This window comes from Archangium violaceum, from assembly GCF_016887565.1.
In the GTDB taxonomy this organism is placed as follows: domain Bacteria; phylum Myxococcota; class Myxococcia; order Myxococcales; family Myxococcaceae; genus Archangium; species Archangium violaceum_B.
Genome location: NZ_CP069396.1, coordinates 10,219,708 through 10,237,979, shown reverse-complemented (window position 1 = coordinate 10,237,979; position 18,272 = coordinate 10,219,708). Strand labels below are relative to the sequence as shown.

17 protein-coding genes are annotated in these 18,272 nt (G+C 66.6%); 14 read left to right on the top strand and 3 right to left on the bottom strand.

Translation table 11 applies throughout. The features are described from left to right. The 12 genes from JRI60_RS40825 (at position 1) to JRI60_RS40770 (ending at position 11,420) form a co-directional block, all read left to right on the top strand. A complete protein-coding gene (locus JRI60_RS40825; protein WP_204221419.1) occupies positions 1 to 495 on the top strand; it encodes a YkgJ family cysteine cluster protein in 495 nt (164 codons plus the stop codon). Between the two features lie 170 nt (positions 496 to 665). Then, positions 666 to 2,543 carry an AGE family epimerase/isomerase gene (locus JRI60_RS40820; protein ID WP_204221418.1) on the top strand — a complete coding sequence of 626 codons (1,878 nt, stop codon included), beginning with the start codon at positions 666 to 668 and terminating at the stop codon, positions 2,541 to 2,543. A 26-nt stretch (positions 2,544 to 2,569) separates the two neighbouring features. After that, the gene (locus JRI60_RS40815) at positions 2,570 to 2,950 is read left to right on the top strand and encodes an STAS domain-containing protein (protein WP_204221417.1); all 381 of its coding nucleotides are present in this window, start codon (positions 2,570 to 2,572) and stop codon (positions 2,948 to 2,950) included. Between the two features lie 2 nt (positions 2,951 to 2,952). Next, a complete protein-coding gene (gene glgX / locus JRI60_RS40810; RefSeq protein WP_204221416.1) occupies positions 2,953 to 5,079 on the top strand; it encodes a glycogen debranching protein GlgX in 2,127 nt (708 codons plus the stop codon). Positions 5,080 to 5,175: 96 nt separating this feature from the next. Further along, positions 5,176 to 5,529, top strand: coding sequence for an STAS domain-containing protein (locus JRI60_RS40805; RefSeq protein ID WP_204221415.1), 354 nt, complete (start codon positions 5,176 to 5,178; stop codon positions 5,527 to 5,529). Next, a complete protein-coding gene (locus JRI60_RS40800; RefSeq protein ID WP_204221414.1) occupies positions 5,526 to 5,957 on the top strand; it encodes an ATP-binding protein in 432 nt (143 codons plus the stop codon). Before JRI60_RS40805 ends, JRI60_RS40800 begins: the two co-directional genes overlap by 4 nt. A gap of 14 nt (positions 5,958 to 5,971) precedes the next feature. Continuing rightward, on the top strand, positions 5,972 to 6,997 hold the full coding sequence (locus JRI60_RS40795) for a PP2C family protein-serine/threonine phosphatase (RefSeq protein WP_204221413.1): 1,026 nt from the start codon (positions 5,972 to 5,974) through the stop codon (positions 6,995 to 6,997). A 69-nt stretch (positions 6,998 to 7,066) separates the two neighbouring features. Beyond that, complete coding sequence (locus JRI60_RS40790) at positions 7,067 to 7,633, top strand: hypothetical protein (protein ID WP_204221412.1); 567 nt, start codon at positions 7,067 to 7,069, stop codon at positions 7,631 to 7,633. A 38-nt stretch (positions 7,634 to 7,671) separates the two neighbouring features. Then, the gene (locus JRI60_RS40785) at positions 7,672 to 8,298 is read left to right on the top strand and encodes a DJ-1/PfpI family protein (protein ID WP_204221411.1); all 627 of its coding nucleotides are present in this window, start codon (positions 7,672 to 7,674) and stop codon (positions 8,296 to 8,298) included. A gap of 2 nt (positions 8,299 to 8,300) precedes the next feature. Further along, positions 8,301 to 9,221, top strand: coding sequence for an EthD domain-containing protein (locus tag JRI60_RS40780; RefSeq protein ID WP_204221410.1), 921 nt, complete (start codon positions 8,301 to 8,303; stop codon positions 9,219 to 9,221). A 15-nt stretch (positions 9,222 to 9,236) separates the two neighbouring features. After that, positions 9,237 to 9,605, top strand: coding sequence for a carboxymuconolactone decarboxylase family protein (locus JRI60_RS40775; RefSeq protein WP_204221409.1), 369 nt, complete (start codon positions 9,237 to 9,239; stop codon positions 9,603 to 9,605). Between the two features lie 192 nt (positions 9,606 to 9,797). Continuing rightward, positions 9,798 to 11,420: a multicopper oxidase family protein gene (locus tag JRI60_RS40770; protein WP_204221408.1), complete on the top strand. Its 1,623-nt coding sequence runs from the start codon at positions 9,798 to 9,800 to the stop codon at positions 11,418 to 11,420. Between the two features lie 12 nt (positions 11,421 to 11,432). On the opposite strand, the gene JRI60_RS40765 is transcribed toward JRI60_RS40770, so the two are convergent. From JRI60_RS40765 to JRI60_RS40755, 3 genes are all read right to left on the bottom strand, one after another. Continuing rightward, positions 11,433 to 12,773, bottom strand: a complete 1,341-nt coding sequence (locus tag JRI60_RS40765; protein ID WP_204221407.1) for a hypothetical protein — start codon at positions 12,771 to 12,773, stop codon at positions 11,433 to 11,435. Then, on the bottom strand, positions 12,770 to 14,878 hold the full coding sequence (locus JRI60_RS40760) for a hypothetical protein (RefSeq protein ID WP_204221406.1): 2,109 nt from the start codon (positions 14,876 to 14,878) through the stop codon (positions 12,770 to 12,772). Before JRI60_RS40760 ends, JRI60_RS40765 begins: the two co-directional genes overlap by 4 nt. A gap of 112 nt (positions 14,879 to 14,990) precedes the next feature. After that, positions 14,991 to 16,592: a HEAT repeat domain-containing protein gene (locus JRI60_RS40755; RefSeq protein WP_204221405.1), complete on the bottom strand. Its 1,602-nt coding sequence runs from the start codon at positions 16,590 to 16,592 to the stop codon at positions 14,991 to 14,993. Between the two features lie 105 nt (positions 16,593 to 16,697). Between JRI60_RS40755 and JRI60_RS40750 the strand changes: the two genes are divergently transcribed. Together JRI60_RS40750 and fmt are read left to right on the top strand one after the other, a co-directional pair. Beyond that, positions 16,698 to 17,294, top strand: coding sequence for a signal protein (locus JRI60_RS40750; RefSeq protein WP_204221404.1), 597 nt, complete (start codon positions 16,698 to 16,700; stop codon positions 17,292 to 17,294). A 32-nt stretch (positions 17,295 to 17,326) separates the two neighbouring features. Continuing rightward, positions 17,327 to 18,262 (top strand): methionyl-tRNA formyltransferase, encoded by a 936-nt coding sequence (gene fmt, locus JRI60_RS40745; RefSeq protein ID WP_204221403.1) that lies wholly within the window; start codon positions 17,327 to 17,329, stop codon positions 18,260 to 18,262. The last annotated feature ends 10 nt before the right edge of the window (positions 18,263 to 18,272 follow it).

Below are 18,272 nucleotides of genomic sequence, written 5' to 3'. Positions count from 1 at the left end.
ATGTCCCTGTCCGAGCTGTGCCGTCGCTGCGGCCTGTGCTGTGACGGCAACCTCTTCAGCCACGTTCCGCTCCAGGGCTCCGAAGTCGAAGCGGCCCGGCGCACCGGGCTCGACGTGGTGGCGCTCGCGGATGGCTCGCCCGCCGTCCGGCAGGGCTGTACGGCCTTGAAGGACCGGCGGTGTTCGGTCTACGCGGAGCGCCCGGAAGGTTGCCGCCGCTACGACTGCCGGCTGTTCAATGAGCTGGCCGGGAAGCGCGTCTCGTTCGAGGAGGCGCTCGCTGTGGTGGCTCAGGCGCACGCGTTGCTCTCGGCCGTGGAGCGCGTCCTCGGGCCCGACACGGACCCGCGCCCGTCGTCGGTGCTGGAGCGCGCGCGGTTCGCCGACTGGGGCGAGGACGGTGGGTCTTCGTCCGAGACGCGTGCCGCGCGGGAGTCCGCCGAGGCCTTCCTGGACCGCCATTTCCACGGCGGCCCGAGGCGCTTCGAGGGCTGAAGGAGCGGTTCTCAGCAGGCAAGCGACGGGCCGCCAACGGGTGTGACGGCTGCTCGGCCCTCCCCGGAGTCCCGCGGTGCGTCATGCCCCGGACGCCACGGGTGCGCTCCATCACATCCAGCGACTTCTCCTCTACCCCAACAGCGCAGTTACCCAGAAAGGACGCTGAGATGAAAGGTACCGACTTCTCCTTCTCCGATTTGATCGCGGGATACGTCGTCTCCGCCGACCCCGTGTCCGGCGATTTCAAGCTGAAGACGTCGGATGGACGCGAGTTCTCCATCGGCATTGCCCCCGCGGCCCACGCGAAACTTCTCCGCAACCTGGGGGAGCCCTATCGGGATTGCACCGACAAGATGAAGGAGATGCTCGTGCCGGGGTGCTACCTCTATGTCTACGGCACCTTCTACCCGGAGGATGGCGGCCTGGAGTTCGAGGCGCAGCAGCTCACCTTCGTGGGGGATGAGCCGGGCAGGTACCGCGCCGAGGAGCGGGACTGGTGGATCCAGCAGATCCAGGAGCTCAGTGAGTTCTACCTGCGTGCCCAGTTCGAGGGCGGCCCCATCGACTACAGCCAATACCGCACCCATATCAGCCTCGATGGCCGCAAGTTGAGCCGGGCCACCGTCCGGCAGGAGACCGACACCATCTCCCGCCTCGTCTACGGCTTCGCCACGGCCTTCCTGATGACGGGAGAGGATCGCTACCTCGAGGCCGCCGAGAAGGGCACCGAGTACCTCCGGGAGCACATGCGCTTCCGGGATGTCGAGGACGACATCGTCTACTGGTACCACGGCATCGACGTGCGATCGGGCCACGAGGAGAAGGTTCGCGCCTCCACCGTCAAGGATCGCGTCGGAGCCGTGGAGGACAAGATCTTCGCCTCCGAGTTCGGCGACGACTACGACGCCATCCCCGCGTACGAGCAGATCTACGCGCTCGCCGGGCCGGTCCAGACCTACCGCATCACCGGCGACCCGCGCATCCTGGAGGACGCGGAGCGCACCGTCTCCCTCTTCCGCCGGTACTTCCGCGACCCCTCCGAGCAGGGCGGCTACTTCTCCCATCTGGATCCGATCACCCTCGATGGGCGCAGTCCGCGGCTCGGTGACAACCGCGCGCGCAAGAACTGGAACTCGGTGGGGGACCACGCGCCGGCCTATCTGCTCAACCTCTTCCTCGCCACCGGCGACGAGCGCTACGCCGACTTCCTCGCCGAGACCGCCGACACCATCGTGCGGCGCTTCCCCGAGCCCTTCCGCAGCCCCTTCGTGCAGGAGCGCTTCCACGAGGACTGGAGCCCCGACCGCGAGTGGCGGTGGCAGCAGGACCGCGCGGTGGTCGGCCACAACGCGAAGATCGCCTGGAACCTGATGCGCATCCACCACCTCCGGCCGGACGCGCGGTACGTGGAGCTCGCGCGCGCCCTCGGCGAGACGATGCCGGCCGTGGGCTCGGACCGGCAGCGCGGCGGCTGGTACGACGTGATGGAGCGGATGCTCCGCCCGGGCAAGACGCAGTACCACTTCACGTGGCACGACCGGAAGGCCTGGTGGCAGCAGGAGCAGGCCATCCTCGCCTACCTGATCCTCGCTGGCTCGCTCGGGGATGAGACGGCGCTGCGCCACGCCCGCGAGGCCTCGTCCTTCTACAACGCGTTCTTCCTCGATCACGAGGACGGCGCCGTCTACTTCAACGTGCTCGCCAACGGCGTGCCGTACCTCATGGGCAACGAGCGGCTCAAGGGCAGCCACTCCATGAGCGGCTATCACGCCTTCGAGCTCTGCTACCTGGCCGCCGTCTACACCAACCTGCTCATCACGAAGCAGCCGATGGACTTCTATTTCAAGCCTCGGCCGGGCGCCTTCAAGGACGGCCTGCTCCGCGTCGCGCCCGACATCCTCCCTCCGGGCCGGATCCGCATCGGCAGCGTGACCGCCGATGGGGAGCCCTACTCCGACTTCGATGCCGACGGGCTCACCGTCCGCCTGCCCGATACGCGGACGACCCTCAAGTTCAGGGTGCGCCTCGAGCCCGTTGACCGGTGACCTCACCCACCCAGGAGACCCACGCCATGGAAATCCAGATCCAAGACTACCCAAACTTCACCGTTGCCGAGATCTCGGGAGAGATCGATGGCAGGACCGCTCCCGAGCTGGAGAAGACCCTCTCATCGCGGTTCCGAGAGGGGGCCGCGCTCCTGATCGACATGACCCGGACGACGTACATGTCGAGCGCCGGCCTGCGTTCCCTGCTCCTGCTCCACCGCGAGGCCCTCGCCCGGAGCGCGCGGCTCACCCTGGTGGGCGTCTGCCAGGACATCGAGGAAGTGATGAGCATCACGGGGTTCCTGCGGTTCTTCTCGGTGACGAAGACGCTCGAGGAGGCGCTGCCCGGCTCGTTCGAGGAGCAGCGCGCGCCAGACGCCGGTTCCCCCGATCAGAGGAGTGCGTGACCATGATGAGCCCGCAGCGGATCGACAACCAACCCCAGAGGACCCACGGCAGCTTCCGGCTGCGCGCGGGGAGACCGCTCCCCTTCGGGGCCACGCTGGTGCCCGGCGGAGTGAACTTCTCGGTCTTCTCGCGCCGGGCCACCGCCGCGACGCTGGTCCTCTTCGAGAAGGGCTCGGCCGAGCCGCTCGCGGAGATTCCCTTCCCGAGGGAGTTCCGCATTGGCGACGTCTTCGCCATGACGGTCTATGACCTCGACATCGAGCGCATCGAATACGGCTACCGGATGGACGGGCCTTTCGACCCCGCCTCGGGCCAGCGCTTCGATCCCCGGATGGTCCTGATGGACCCGTACGCGAAGGCCATCTCCGGCCGGAACGTGTGGGGCGAGCCGCCCGACTGGAATCGGCCCTTCCAGTACCGCTCCTGTCTGGTCCCCGAGGACTTCGACTGGGAGGACGACAGGCCTCTGGAGATTCCGCTCGAGGACTCCATCATCTACGAGACGCATGTTCGTGGCTTCACCCGTCACCCCTCTTCGGGAGTGCGGCACCCCGGAACCTTCGCGGGGCTGATGGAGAAGCTCCCCTACCTCCGGGAGCTCGGCGTCAACTGCATCGAGCTGATGCCCATCTTCGAGTTCGACGAGTTCGACAACAGCCGGACGCACCCGGGCACCGGAGAGCGGCTGCTCAACTGCTGGGGCTACAACACCGTCGGCTTCTTCGCGCCCAAGGCCGGCTACGCCGCCACCGGCAGGTTCGGCATGCAGGTGGACGAGCTCAAGACGCTCGTGAAGGAACTGCACCGCCAGGGCATCGAGGTCATCCTCGACGTCGTCTACAACCACACGGCCGAGGGGAACGAGCACGGCCCCACCATCTCCTACCGGGGGCTCGACAACAGCACGTATTACATGCTGACGCCCGAGGGCTATTACTTCAACTTCAGCGGTGTCGGGAACACGGTCAACTGCAATGACCCGGTGGTCCGCGACATGGTGCTCGACAGCCTTCGCTACTGGGTGTCGGAGTTCCACATCGATGGTTTCCGCTTCGACCTCGCGGCCATCCTCGGGAGGGATCCCTCCGGCCGGCCGCTGTCGAACCCGCCGCTGTTGGAGGCCCTCGCGTTCGATCCGATCCTCGGCAAGTGCAAGCTCATCGCCGAGGCCTGGGACGCGGGCGGGCTCTACCAGGTTGGAAGCTTCCCCGCCTATGGCCGCTGGGCCGAGTGGAACGGGAAGTACCGGGACACGCTGCGCAAATTCCTGCGGAGTGACTCCGGCCAGCTTGGCGAGCTCTCTCAGTGCCTCCAGGGCTCTCCGAACCTCTACGGCTGGAACGGCCGGGGGCCCACCGCCTCCATCAACTTCATCACCTGCCACGACGGCTTCACCCTCCATGACCTGGTCTCCTACGACCACAAGCACAACGAGGCCAATGGCGAGGACAACCGGGATGGGAGCGATGACAACCTGAGCTGGAACTCGGGGGCGGAGGGGGACACGGATGATCCTCACATCCAGGCGCTGCGCCTGCGCCGGATGAAGAGCGCGGTGGCCCTGCTGATGGTGAGCCAGGGTGTGCCGATGCTGCTCGCGGGCGACGAGGTGGGCCGCTCCCAGGCGGGGAACAACAACAACTATTGCAACGACAACGAGCTGTCCTGGTTCGACTGGTCGCTCGTCGAGTCCCGGAGCGGGCTGCTGCGCTTCGTGAAGAATTGCATCGCGTTCCGCAAGCAGCACCCGGTGCTGCGGTCGGCGCGGCACCCGCGCAACTCGGACTTCCTCGGGCTGGGCTCCTCGGACATCTCCTGGCACGGGACCCGGGCCTGGTTCGCGGATTGGTCACCGGAGTCGCGCCTGCTCGCGTTCATGCTGGATGGGCGTTACGCGCGTGACGGCCAGATGCCAGACGACTCCCTCTACGTGGTGATGAATGGTCACTGGGAGCCGCTCACCGTCGAGCTGCCCGCGCCTCCAGCCGGAGGGAGCTGGCACGTCTTCGCCAACACCGGCGCGGACGCTCCCGATGACAGCTACGAGCCGGGCACGGAGCCCCGGCTGCCCGAGCAGCGTGAGCTCCTGGTGGGAGCGCGGTCGGTGGTGATCCTGGTTTCGAGATAGCGCCCGGGTCGGGCGAGGCCGTCCTCCGGAGTGCCGCGCCGGAAGCCTGGCCTTCTTCTCATCGCGGTCAATTGAATGAACAAAAGGAGTGGTCTCATGGCACTGGAAGTCTCTTTGGATGTGTTGGATGGAACGGCTCTCATCGAGCTCATGGGTGACTTGGATGCTTCCTCGGCGTTCAGGCTCAAGGAGATGGTGGAGCTCGCCGCCACCCGTGAGCCGAAGCGCCTCGTCCTGGTTCTGAAGGAGCTCCGGTACATGGCCAGTGCCGGGCTGCGTGTCCTCATCTTCGCCAAGCAGAAGCTGGGCAAGGACGTGGAGCTCATCCTCGTCGGAGCACAGGAGAGCGTGCTGCAGACCCTCCAGCTCACCGGCATCCACCAGAGCGTCACGCTCCTCGACGAGCTGCCCGAATCGCTGGCCCTGGAACGGAGGAGGGTGCCCGCATGAGCGCCGTGAGCTTCCCGGGAACATTGGAGTCGCTCGCCCCGATCGGTGCCTTCACCCTCGCGGCGGCGGCTGCCGCGGGGCTCGACGGCCACGCCTCCTATCGGTTGCGCCTCGCCGTGGATGAAGTGGCGACGAACATCATCGTCCACGGCTACGCCGAGGCGGGGCTCACGGGAATGCTCGTGCTGAGCATGCATCTCGACCCGGGGGCGCTGACCCTCGACATCGAGGACACCGGCGTGCCCTTCGACGTGATGTCGGTGTCGCTGCCCACCGAAGAGGATCTGACCTGCCCGCTGGATGAACGGGCGATGGGCGGGCTGGGACTTTTCCTCATCACGAAGAGCGTGGACGCCTTCCATCACGAGAGCACCGGTCTGAAGAACAGGACGACCCTGGTGATGTACAGGCGCCGGGGCGAGACATGACGGAGGTGATTGAGATGAGCACGCAACGCATGCTGTCACCCGGGCACGTCTCCTCAGGAGTCCCGAGGAGCCCACAGCACGAGGAGCTGATCGCGATCGCCCAGGAGATGGTGAGGTTGGGTCTTCCTCCGGGCGAGGGGGTCCGACGCCGCCTCGGGGCGCTGGTTCAGGAGGATGGTGACGAGGATATCTGCCACCTGGCGAAGCTCGTCCTGGAGCTGGCCACCGAGCTGTCGGCGCGAACCGAGAGCCTTCGCGCGACGGTCGCCAACAAGGCGCGGATCGAGAGCGAGATGAACGCCGCGCAAGAAATCCAACGGGGGCTCCTGCCGAAGCTCCTCCCCAAATGCCCGAACCGTGACGAGTTCGCTCTCCACGCGTTGATCCAGCCAGCCCTCGGGGTCGGGGGAGATCTCTACGACTACTTCTGGGTCGACCCCCACCGGTTCTTCTTCATGATTGGAGATGTCTCGGAGAAGGGGGTTCCCGCGGCGCTGCTGATGGCGGTGACCAGTACCCTGATCAAGAACCACGTCCCTTCCAACGCGAGCCTCTGTGACGCGATCGCGAAGGTGAACGACGCGCTCGCCGAGAGCAATGAAGCGCTGATGTTCGTGACCATGTTCTGCGGCCTGCTCGACGTGCGTACCGGTGAGCTGGAGTACTGCGACGGAGGGCACAACGCTCCCTTCATCGTGCCCCGCGAGGCGCCGGTGACGATGCTGGAGAAGAAGACGGGGATCGCGCTCGGCTTCGCGCCCGGGTTCCAGTTCAAGTCGGGGAAGATCACCCTGCGAGAGGGAGACTGCATCTTCCTCTACACCGATGGAATCACCGAGGCGATGGACGAGCAGCGCAATCTGTATACCGAGGAGCGCCTCCAGACCACGCTCGATCGCTTGCGTGATCTGAAGCTGCCCGACCTGGTGCGGGACGTCATGGCCGACGTGCGGCATTTCGCCGCCGGAGCGCCGCAGTCGGACGACATCGCCATGCTCGTCATTCGTTACCAGGGCCCCGACAGCCCATTCGACGCCTGAGTCGAGGGACGACAGGAGACGTACGCGCGCGGATCGGCGCCAACACGATCCAGAAAGGACAGTCATTCCATGAAGAAGCGGCTCAATTACTACGCGGAGCTCATCGCGGACTACTCGAGGCCGGGCCTGGTTCCCGAGGAGCTGAGGGCGAAGCTCATCGCGGAGGGAGAGAGGCTCGTGGCGAAGAAGGAGGCCACGTTGCCAGCGATTGGACCCGACTACACGCTCGAGCAGATCGAACGGGAGAACAAGGCCTGGTGGCCCACGCACTGCGAGGCCTTGAGGCAGGGGCGGGGTGATATCCTGGCGGGCGAGTACCGGGAGGATCTCGTCTATCTGTGCCAGGACGGCCCCTACTTCGGGCTGGAGCAGCAGAAGGAGCGCGAGCGGCACTGGTGGGCGCTCATCGCCCAGCCGGGCGTCACCATGTGCTGGCCGATCGTCATGTTCCACCACGACATCGTCTACTTCGAGTGGAAGTGCGTGGATGACGAGACGAACGAGACCCTGGCCAAGGGAAACGTGACCTGGATGAGGCGCGGGGATCGCGGCGGCTGCTACCTCAAGACCGAGCAGCTCACCTTCTACCGCGACGTCTTCGCCCCGGACCGGCTGCTGAAGCAGATCACGACCTGAGCGGCCGGACTCCGCCTTCGAGACAGGAGAGACGACAGATGCCAAGCCAGAGCAGGAAAAGGATCGGCGTGCTCATCGAGGAGCACTTCGACCAGACCGAGTTCCGCAGGTTCAACGAGTACTTTCCACAGCGGGGCTACGAGGTCGAGTACATGTCCGCGCTGTGGGGGAACGCGTCGCTGCGTTTCGGAGCCAATCCAGACAATGGCCAGGTGGAGGACCACGTGGTGGTCTCGAAGGAGGTGGCCCACGCCGACCCCAAGGACTACCAGGGCATCATCGCGATCGGTGCCTATGCGATGGATCGCTTGCGGTACCAGGTCACGGTGAAGAAGGGGCAGAAGAACCAGGCCCCCGCGGTGGAATTCCTCCGGAAGGTCATGCGGACGCCGGGGCTGAAGGTGGGCGCCATCTGCCACAGCCTGTGGCTCTTCTGCGCGGACACCGAGCTGATCCGGGGCCGCCGGGTGACCTGCGCGCACAACATCCTCTGCGACGTGGAGAACGCCGGGGGAGAGGTCGTCTACGAGGGCGATGGGACGGCTGAGCTGGTCGTCGACGGCGACCTCATCACCGGCAAGCACCCGGCGGTCGTGGACCGGTTCATGGAGCTGTTCATCCGGGAGATCGAACGGGCCAGTGCCCCCCAACCAGGAGGAAGGTAGCAATGAAGACGAGCAATCATGCGAGCAGGGATCAGAACGGCAGGGTGGCCTTCTACGTGCTCCTGTGGAAGCGGCGAGGGATCAGCCTGGAGCTGTTCAGTCACTACTGGAGGAACGTCCACGGCCCCGTCTGCGCCCGGTTGCCGGGGCAGCACCAGTACTGGCAGTTCCACCTGGCCCACAACGAGGGGGGCACCTGGCCCACCATCGAGGGAGTGGACACCTCCACTCCGGACGAGGACCAGTTCGACGGCATCGCCGAGCTGACGTTCAGGAGCGAGGAGGACCGCCGGACGTGGTTCCAGGCCGCGGCCATCCTGATGGATGACGAGCACAACCTGTTCCGGAAGGCCATCGGGTACAACTCGTCCCCGGGCAACAGCAGGACCTACGTCGACCGCCTCGACGACGGCTCGCCCAACGGCGCGGTGGGCGCGCAGAAGTTCCACGTGCTGCTGCGCAAGGCCGATGGCATCCCCGTGGAGGACTTCCGCCAGCACCTGACGGAGCGCCTCGCGCCCGCCCTCGCGGAGAGCGACCGGGTTCTCAAGCTCCGTCTGCACCTGTTCGACGAGGTGGACAACTCCCGCCCGGACGCGGCCGGCGTCTCGCACAGCGAGGCACCGGAGAAGCAATACCAGGCGGCCATGGAGATCGCCTTCCAGTCCCGGCTGGAGATGGAGGCGTTCTTCGCCTCGAGCGCGTTCACGGGCGCGGTGACGGACCTGGGGAAGTACGTCAAGCAGCTCAGCCCCTTCCCGGAGCGCAAGGCCCATACGTTCGTCTACGGCGACCGGATGACGCTCGCCGGCCAGCGGAGCTCCATGGTGGCCGAGCTCATCACGAACATCGGTGCCACCAACCAGCTGAGGGAGGACGTGACCCACCTCATGCTGACCGGCCGCCCCCCCATGGATGCCTAGAAAGGAGGAGCAACGATGAGCTCGATTCCGATCGAGAAGAACGCGGTGCTGGGGGACGAGGAGCTCCAGGCCGCCCTGAAGTCGATCAGCCAGCGGTGGGGCGACTTCTGCATCCGCTCGGCTGGCGAGGTGTGGGGATTGCCGCTGATCGACCAGAAGACCAAGGCGCTCATCACGATCGCCATCGACATCGTGTGCGGCAACGTCAATGCCGGCGGCCCCTACAAGACCCACGTCGACATGGCGCTCAAGCAGGGAATGACGCTCGCGGAGTTGGAGGAGCTGCTCCTGTTCATGTCGGTGTATGCGGGATTCAACAAGGTGGCCAGCTCGTTGGGCATCCTCCAAGAGCTCAGGGAGCAAGAGCTCGAGGCAACTGGCTGAAAGGGCGGTTGGAAAAGGGAGGTGGCGAGCGAGCCGTCACCTCCCTTCGTGTCTCCGGGGTCGTGTGCGATGTGACAGGTCCCTCGCACTTCCGGGTGAGCCAATAGCAGCGGGAGGAAGCATCACATCCGCGCCGGTCCACCTCAATCTTGGTGATGGGCTGAACCCTACTTACCACCCGGAGCGGACACGATGATCGAAGAGAAAGGCATGCAGGACCTCGAATCACGGCTTCACAAGAAGAAGGATGAGACCGTGAAGCTCGATGTGAAGTACGCAACCAATACCGTCGTCCGGTTCGACTCGGCGACCGGGAAGATGGTGGAGGAGCAGGTCAAGCTGCGCTCCTACAATGGGAAGTTGATGGGGCCCCTCATCGAGCGGCGCCCGGGGGACACGCTGCTCGTGGCGATCAGCAACTTCCTCCCTCACGAGGAGTCCGAGCACGAGGAGCCCGGTCATGAGGCGCCCGAGCACGGGGAGTCCGGTCACGACGAGCCTGGTTCGGACACGGGGCACGAGAACGGGATGCATGGTCTCAACACGACCAATCTCCACGTTCACGGGTTGCATGTCTCTCCGGCCGGCAATTCGGACAACGTGAAGGTCCAGATCGCCCCTGGCGAGCACTTTCATTACGAGATCAAGATTCCCAACGACCATCCGCCGGGGACCTACTGGTACCACGCTCACAAGCACGGCTCGACGGCCGTCCAGGTCGCCAGTGGCATGGCTGGCCCCCTCATCATCCGGGGAGCCATTGATGAGCTGCCCCCCATCCGCGCGGCCAAGGAGCACATCTTCTTCTTCCAGGAGATTCTCTTCAGGCCAGGCGTCAAGGACCCCGATGATCCGAGCCAGGTGGTGAACGGACTGGATGAGTCCGACGAGCCGTTCCGGCCTGGGCTTGAAGGCATGCCCAGTCTCAGCACGAGGTTGGGGCTGCGTTTTTCCGTCAATGGCGAGTTCGAGCCCACCATCCACATGGCGCGAGGCGACGTGCACCGCTGGCGCTTCCTCCATGCCGGCGCCCATGAGCGGCTCGAGGTCCGGTTGGTTTCAGAGGACGACCCACAGAAGGTCATTCCCCAGTACCAGATCGCGCATGACGGCATCACCACGGGCCGGCTCGACAAGGTGGAGACGACGGAGTTGTACTCCGGTTACCGCACGGACGTGCTGGTGCATGCGGTGGAAAAGGATGGCACGCCGCTGGCGCCGGGCGTCTACCTGCTGATGGACATGAAGGAAGATGCCGACCTCGTCCCGGAGCGCCGGGTGTTGGCCCGCATCGTGGTGAAGCGCTGGCCAGTGCGCCACAGGCGGCTGCCCACCGAGGAGGAACTGAAGCCCCATGCCCTTCCCCCCATCGAGTTGGATGAGGACGAGAAGATCACCGAGCAGAAAGTCGTGTTCTCCTCCGCCATCGACCCGGCCACTGGCGTCGCGACGTTCCTGATCAACGGCAAGCAGTTCGATCCCGATGATCCGCCACTCCAACTCAAGCTCGGCAGGGTGGATCGGTGGGTCATCACCTCGATCGACCCGGCGCTCCCAGGCAATCCCAACGCGCTGGACCACACGTTCCACATCCACGTGAATCCCTTCATGGTGGAGATGCCGGATGGGAAGGTGCTCTGGAAGGACACGATCGTGGTGCTCCCACAGCAGACGGTCAAGCTGCTCACCCGCTACGAGCGCTACATCGGGGTGTTCCCGTTCCATTGCCACATCTTGTTCCACGAGGACCACGGCATGATGCAGTTCGTGGAGGTCAAGGAGGGCGAGGCCAACCACGCCCCGGGTCCTCACTAGTGGGGACTCCGGTCAGGAACGATGGCGCTCGGCGACGCGGTAGAGCTGCGTGAGGGAGTGGTCCAGCAGAGACTGGCGCGAGCGCATGTAACGGTGGGCCCGGACGTAGGGGAACCAGACGCGCGGGCCAACGCGCACCTGCATCTCCCCGAGCTTCTTGCGAGGTATCCACTGCCCGCCGAGGTTGCGTACCAGCACCTCACCCAGGTACGCGGCCACGGCGGGTACCGCGTGCTCGTCGATGCGCTCGCGCTCGAAGACCCTCGGGAAGTCCTCGCACCAGAAGTAGGCGTCGACGTCCGTGAGTGACTCGGGGGTCTCCTCGAGGACGGAGGGCACCTTGGAGTGCAGGAGTGCCACGAGGCGTTCGGCGAGGTGAGCGTAGTATTGGCGCACGCGCTCCGGGTCCTCCACGTCCGGGGGGAGGGCGGACTCAACGGGGAGCCACTCGTCCGGCTTGGGTGGCTGGTACGCGTTGAGCTCGGCGATCTTGCGCTGGCGCTCGCCGACGGTGACGTGGTCCACCACGCGCGAGAGGAGAGGCGCCAGGTCAGGGTGGAAGCGGGGCTCCACGGGAGCGAGCGCTGCGCTGCGCTCGCGCAGGGTGCTGAGCTCGGTGTCCAGGACCAGGTCTGGCCGGAGGTGGACGAATGCTCGGGCCTGGGCCTGGCGTGCCTCGTCGCTGGCGAAGTCGGCGGCGATGGGCCACGTCACCAGGAGGATGGAGCCGTTGGGGAGTTCCTCCACCCGGTGGGCTGGCGTGGACAGCATGCGCTCGCGGCCGACGGCTTCCACCAGCTTGGGGCCGAAGACGTTGAGCCAGGACAGCGCGTAGAGCTTGTCGAACCCGTCTCTCACCGAGGTCTGCAGATCGCGGCCAAAGAAGGGGGCGTCCGACAACTGGTCTTCTGCCAGGCTGCTGGCGTCGGCGTGGGTGACTGGATGGTGGGTGGCCCAGGCGCGCACCATGTCCACGAGTTTCCGGCAGCGCTCCGCCTCGGAGAAGAAGGACAGGGGTTTCACTTCGAGCGTGATGCGCAATTCGGGAGGGAGCGGCGGGAAGTAGAGCCGGAGTCGCATATACAGCACGGGCCACTTCGTGCGACCGAGCACGATGGACGTGCTGTTTTCGTCGCGCTTCTCCTCCATGGACTTCCAGATGGCGGCGCGGGAGTATTTGCGCTGTCGCTTGCCTTCAACGACGTCCGGCATCCACTCGCCCGCGTACTCCTCGAGCGCCTGGAGGACGGGCTCCAACTGGCGATCGAGTGCCGCTTGCTGGTCGAAGGCACCTTCGAACGTGAAGGTGAGGCTGTCCTCCGCCTTCAAGTCCGATGACTTCAGCCTCTTCATTGGAACAGCACCTCCACTCCCTTGACCTTCCTCCCCGTTTCTTCCACGGCAGCCTTCTGCTCTTGGGGCTTCTTGGGCCTGAGCTCGCCGCCTTCGTAAATGAGGCGGACCTTCTGGACTGGCACCTGCTTGTCGAAAAGTTCCAGAGCGCGCCGGCGGATGTTCAGCGTTTCGCCGTAATACCGCAGGGCTTCGCTCGCGTCCGCCACCATTTGTGCCGTCAAATCGTCTTCCTCCAGCAGTGACAGGTTGCGGCTCTTGAAGCTGAATGTCTCCACGCGAGGAGGCTGTCCTGCAAGGGGCTCTGCCTCGAAGACGAGCACATCCGCGAAGCGCACCCCCTCGGTGCCCCGCTTGGCCACGCCCACGTTCGTCTCGATGCGCGGGCTGTTGAAGTCTTGGAGGTATCGGCGCATGGCTCGGGGCAGGGCCGCGTCTGCTCGCAACAGGGACACCATGGCACGCTCGAACGCCAGTCCCCGGGCGAACAGCCCCCGCATCTTCTCGTAACCCTCCCAAGCCAGGGGTGGCTTCGCTGCCTGGCCCTTCTTCAGCTCCCCCAGGCGCGTCTCCCAGTAGGCGACGTACTCGTGCCAGAGCACGCCTCCCTGGGCCCCCGGTGGCGGGGTGTCCACCGAAGGGCGCTGTTTCTCCAGCACCGCCACGTTTCCAGACAGGCGTGGGCCCTCCGACTCGAGCTCCGCCCACGCGAGTTTGGCTTCCACCACCTCCCGGCCGTGGCCCGTTGCCTCGTCCACCAGTGAGGCCACACCACCCAATCCCTTGCCAGTACCGGCTCTCGCCGGGGTGGGGCTCGCATGCTGGGGTCTGGCTTCCGACAACCATGCCTGTGCCCTCGCCACATTGCCCCGGGCCTCGTACAGGGCCAGGGCCGCGGGCTCTCCGCCCTCGTACACCAGCAGGGCCGCCTCACGGTTGGCTTGGATGTACCTGGCGAGCTCGCGAATGCCCTCTCCACCCAGACGCTCCCAGAGCCGCTCCACCACCTCGGAAAGTCCCTGGAAGCCCAACTCCGGTACCGGGAGCCGCCCTTCCCGTCGCCATCCAACGCTCGGAGTACCCCTGGTCTCGGCGAGGTAACGCACCCCCTTGCCTCCGGCGTACAAGCCCACCAGCACCGCCGCGGCCGACAGCTCGCGCGTGGCCTGTTCGTAGCGACCTTGGGACAGCGAGTACACGCCGTGACACGTGCCGGCCACCAGGTTGTAGAAGCCCACTGGCACTCCGAACGTCAGCGCGTCGAAGCTCCTGAGCGTTACGCTCCCTGGCGAGAGGGCCTGTTGCATCTCCGCCCGCTCTACCTCGTCGAGGGCTTCCTGGTAGGGCTGCGGTACCTGCCCTCGCTGAACGGAGTATTTCAGGGCCACCGCGCCCTGGCGCAGCTCGCTGGTGGAAAGGGCTTCCGTGGCGGCAGTGGCCAGGCCCCGCGCCATGTCTCCGAGGCGCTCGGGGCGGTCCTGGTAATCCGACACGTTGATTCCCCGCTGGCTCAACGCCTCGCGGACGGCGCCCATTCGCCCCAGTGTCTCGCCGAGGTGTTTGCCCCGGGCCAGCAGCCCGAGCACCTCGCGCACGTCATTGTCGAAGGCCGAGTGGACGATGAAGAGGGCGAATGGCTCGGCGCGGGTGGCTCCGTATTCCCGGACGACGGTGACGAGGAATGCGGCGCGTTTGTGGTTGAGGATGTCGGCGCCCGCGCGTAGCGGTCCCAATGCACCGAGCCGGACGGCGGACCAGTCATCCAGCCCCTCCACGAGCTGGGACATGTCCACCCCGCGCTGCGACTCGATGAACTCGGAGGGCGAGGTGCACGCCAGGAAGGGGGCGAGCACCCCACCTGCTCCGGACTCGTCCACCGTCTGCTCGGGAAATCCTCCCGCGCTACCCGCCGCTGCTTCTGTCGCGGTGGAGGTGTCCAGCCGTCGCGATCCGAAGTCATGGCGGGATGACGAGGAGCGCGAGTGCAGGCCGAAGCCGCCCAGCGCACTCCCTCGCGGATGGCCCGTAGCGCATCCTCCCAGCAGCGCCAGGGTCAGCAGGACCGAACCGAGGTGCCACTCCATCCGGGAGCGACGGGTGGACACGCACCTCCCCGGCGAGCCGCCTGGGCTGGAAACCGTCATCCCGGAATCACACGGGGAGACGGGTCCGCTCGTCAAGCCACTGGATGGGCCGCGGGGAGGTAGACGGCAGGGGTCAGGTCTTCCGCCGCTGTACCCTCGCCACCAGCCGCCGCAGGTCTTCGTTCGCCCTCACGTACTCCGTGCGGCTCTTCTCCTCGGTGAGCTGTTTCTCCAGCACGGGCAGTGCGCTCTTCACCTGGGCCGCGGCCTCCTTCGTGTCCTCCACCAGCCACTCCACCCCGAGGATGAGTGCCATCCGCGTGTTCGGATCCTTCTCCAGCATCCGCGCCAACAGCGCTCCCACATGCGCGGCCGTCTTGCCTCGGCCCACCTCCATCGCCGCGCGCGCCACCACGCCCTTGTCCTCGTCCTGGAGTTTCTTCGCCCAGCAGCCCGCGTCCGCCCCGCACGCCTTCGCCGCCTCCAGCCGCTTGCCGTGCCGGGCAATCGTCTCCGCCCGCTTCTTCCCCAACGCCGCCGGGTCGCCGCAGCCCTCGCCACCCAACTCCTCACACTCGGCCGCCGTCTTCGCCGGCTCCGCCGCCGCCAGCTTCTCCACCGCGGGCAATTCCTTCTCATCCCCCAGCATCGTCAGCGCCTCGATGGCCGCCTCTCGTGCGTACCAGTCCCCCTGGCCCGCCGCCTTCTCCAATGCCGGTAGCGCCTCGCGCCCTCCCAGCCGTGTCAGCGCGTGCGTGTACTCCCGCCTCAATCCCGCATCCGGCTCGGATACCAGTGCCGCCAGTGGCTTCACCGCCGCCGCCGAGCGCATCCTCGCCAGCGCATCCGCCGCTCGCGCCCTCACTCCGGCCTGGATCCGCGGATCCTCGTTCTTGAACGCCAGTTGCTGCACCAGCGTGCCTTCCGCCCGGTGCTCGCGCAGGTCTCCGAGAATCTCCGCCGCCTTGAAGGAGTAGCTCGCCGGGTTGATGCCGTTCTTCCTCACCCATTGCGTCAGCTCGGCGTCCTTGCCCTCCAGCGCCGCGAGCAGCGCATCCGCCGCCGGCTGGCCCAGCTGGAAGAGCGAGAACGAGCTCTCCACGTAGAAGGACACCCCCCGGCGCTCCTTCGTCAGCGTCCGCATCAGCGCTGGTATCGCCCGTGCGTCCCCGATGCGTCCCAGCGCCTCGATGGCCTTGCGGTTCAGGAAGGGTTCCGCCCCCTCGTCCGTGGCCAGCTGCACGAGCGGCTCCACGGCCTCGGAGACGCGCATGCGCCCCAGCGCATCCACCGCCTCGATGCGTGTGTAGTTGTCCCTCGCGGTCAGCAGCTTCAACAGCACCGGCGCGGCCTTCGGGTCTCCAATCTCTCCCAAGGCCGCCGCCAGTTCCTTGTTCAGCAGGTTCGTGGCCGAGTCCGAGGCCCCCACCTCCACCGCGCTCCCCAGCGGGCCCACCGAGGCCGGGTTCTTCATGTCCCCCAGGGCCCTGGCCACCGCCGCCCTCACCTCGGGCTTCCGCTCCGAGGCGAGCTGTTCGTGCAGCATGGGCAGGAAGCGTGCGTCGAGGTGGCCCGAGCTGCGCAGGGTCTCGATGACCCGGACCTTGTCCTGGGGCCGCCGGGCCTTGCCCAGGCTCTTCTCCCAATAGTCCGGGGAGGTCGGATCCACCTTGCACCCGGGCAGGGTGAGAAGGAGCACGAGCGTCAGGCTCGAGGCGGTGAGTAGGCGAATCATGGGGCCCCCCGTTGCTGGTTGCGGGTTGACAACGCTTTTCGTGTAAACCCGTCCTGTCGGAAGGAGCAAACCGACCCGGGAGATTGGAGTACGCTGCTCAACGCCATGTCCGTCGATACTCAACCTTCCACCCGCCCTCATGTCGTGCGCCGGAAATTCCTGCTCGATGCCGGTTTCCAACTCCGGTACATCCTCCGGCTCGCCGCGCTCGGCGGAGGCGGGGTGCTGCTCGTCGGTGTGCTCGCGTACCGGGTGCACATGTCCTTGATGAGCAACCCCACCCCCATGGCCGTGGTCACCAGTGGCGAGACGCTGCTGTGGCTCACAGGACTGGGTGCGCTGGGCGTGGCGGGGGTGCTGGCCCTCTTCGGGCTCGTCCTCACCCACCGTGTGGCCGGTCCCGTCTACGTGATGAGCCTCTACATCGCGACGCTCGCCGCCGGCCGCTACCCGCGCATGCGCCCCTTGCGTCAGAAGGACGAGCTGCGCGGCTTCTTCGACCGCTTCAGCGAGGCGGTGGACCGCATCCGCGAGCGCGAGGCCGAGGAGGCGCGGCTGCTCTCCGAGGTCATCGACACCCTGGGGCCCCTGGCCACCACCCAGGAGACCCAGGCCGCCCTCAGCATCCTCGGCTCCATCCGAGCCCGCAAACGTCAGGCCATCGAAGGTCCCACCTCGGGTGCGCTGAAGTCCGTTGCCTGACGCGCCCCGGTGCAGGAGAAGAGTCCCCCGATATGACCCGTCCCCGCATCGTCTTCATGGGCACGCCCGAGTTCGCCGTGCCCTCCCTGGCCGCCCTCTTCGACATCGGAGACGTGGTGGCCGTCGTCACCCAGCCCGACAAGCCCAAGGGCCGTGGCCAGGCGCTCTCCATCTCCCCGGTGAAGGCCTATGCGCTCGAGCGCGGGGTGCCCGTGCTCCAGCCCCAGAAGCTGCGCACGCCTCCCTTCTCCGACGAGCTGCGCAAGCTCAATCCAGACGTCGCCGTGGTGACGGCCTACGGCAAGATCCTGCCCAAGGACCTGCTGGAGACGCCGGTCAAGGGGTGCCTCAACGTGCACGCCTCGCTGCTGCCGCGCTTCCGGGGCGCCGCCCCCATCCAGTGGGCCATCGCCCATGGGGACAAGGAGACGGGCGTGGCGCTGATGGTGATGGACGAGGGCCTCGACACCGGACCGGTGCTGGCGGAGAAGCGTCTGCCCATCGCCCCGGACGAGACGAGTGCCACCCTGCACGACAGGCTGTCCAAGCTGGGCGGGGAGCTGCTGCGAGAGTGCCTGCCCGCGTACCTGCGCGGCGAGCTGAAGCCGGTGCCCCAGCCCTCGGAGGGCATGGTGCTGGCCCCCATCATCCAGAAGGAGGACGGGAAGCTCGACTTCACGCGGCCCGCGGTGGAGCTGGAGCGGCGGCTGCGCGCCTTCACCCCGTGGCCGGGTGCCTTCACCACCCTGGACGGCAAGCTGTTCAAGGTGCACCGGGCGAGGGTGGGGGAGGGGCGTGGCGAGCCGGGCACGGTGCTGTCCGCCGGGCCGCAGGGGCTGGAGGTGGCGTGCCGGGAGGGCTCCCTGGTGCTGCTGGAGGTGCAGCCCGAGGGCAAGCGGGTGATGGCGGCGGGCGAGTTCCTCGCGGGCCGCAAGCTGGCGCCGGGCAGCCGGCCCTTTGATACCTAGGAGAGGACGC

What these genes read in the sequence shown, in the direction of transcription:
- JRI60_RS40770 (WP_204221408.1), top strand. Translation starts at nt 9,798, where the DNA reads ATGATCGAAGAGAAAGGCATGCAGGACCTCGAATCACGGCTTCACAAG.
- JRI60_RS40800 (WP_204221414.1), top strand. Translation starts at nt 5,526, where the DNA reads ATGAGCGCCGTGAGCTTCCCGGGAACATTGGAGTCGCTCGCCCCGATC.
- JRI60_RS40765 (WP_204221407.1), bottom strand. Translation starts at nt 12,773, where the DNA reads ATGAAGAGGCTGAAGTCATCGGACTTGAAGGCGGAGGACAGCCTCACC.
- JRI60_RS40755 (WP_204221405.1), bottom strand. Translation starts at nt 16,592, where the DNA reads ATGATTCGCCTACTCACCGCCTCGAGCCTGACGCTCGTGCTCCTTCTC.
- JRI60_RS40775 (WP_204221409.1), top strand. Translation starts at nt 9,237, where the DNA reads ATGAGCTCGATTCCGATCGAGAAGAACGCGGTGCTGGGGGACGAGGAG.
- JRI60_RS40825 (WP_204221419.1), top strand. Translation starts at nt 1, where the DNA reads ATGTCCCTGTCCGAGCTGTGCCGTCGCTGCGGCCTGTGCTGTGACGGC.
- JRI60_RS40780 (WP_204221410.1), top strand. Translation starts at nt 8,301, where the DNA reads ATGAAGACGAGCAATCATGCGAGCAGGGATCAGAACGGCAGGGTGGCC.
- glgX (WP_204221416.1), top strand. Translation starts at nt 2,953, where the DNA reads ATGATGAGCCCGCAGCGGATCGACAACCAACCCCAGAGGACCCACGGC.
- JRI60_RS40815 (WP_204221417.1), top strand. Translation starts at nt 2,570, where the DNA reads ATGGAAATCCAGATCCAAGACTACCCAAACTTCACCGTTGCCGAGATC.
- JRI60_RS40795 (WP_204221413.1), top strand. Translation starts at nt 5,972, where the DNA reads ATGAGCACGCAACGCATGCTGTCACCCGGGCACGTCTCCTCAGGAGTC.
- JRI60_RS40820 (WP_204221418.1), top strand. Translation starts at nt 666, where the DNA reads ATGAAAGGTACCGACTTCTCCTTCTCCGATTTGATCGCGGGATACGTC.
- JRI60_RS40790 (WP_204221412.1), top strand. Translation starts at nt 7,067, where the DNA reads ATGAAGAAGCGGCTCAATTACTACGCGGAGCTCATCGCGGACTACTCG.
- JRI60_RS40750 (WP_204221404.1), top strand. Translation starts at nt 16,698, where the DNA reads ATGTCCGTCGATACTCAACCTTCCACCCGCCCTCATGTCGTGCGCCGG.
- JRI60_RS40805 (WP_204221415.1), top strand. Translation starts at nt 5,176, where the DNA reads ATGGCACTGGAAGTCTCTTTGGATGTGTTGGATGGAACGGCTCTCATC.
- fmt (WP_204221403.1), top strand. Translation starts at nt 17,327, where the DNA reads ATGACCCGTCCCCGCATCGTCTTCATGGGCACGCCCGAGTTCGCCGTG.
- JRI60_RS40785 (WP_204221411.1), top strand. Translation starts at nt 7,672, where the DNA reads ATGCCAAGCCAGAGCAGGAAAAGGATCGGCGTGCTCATCGAGGAGCAC.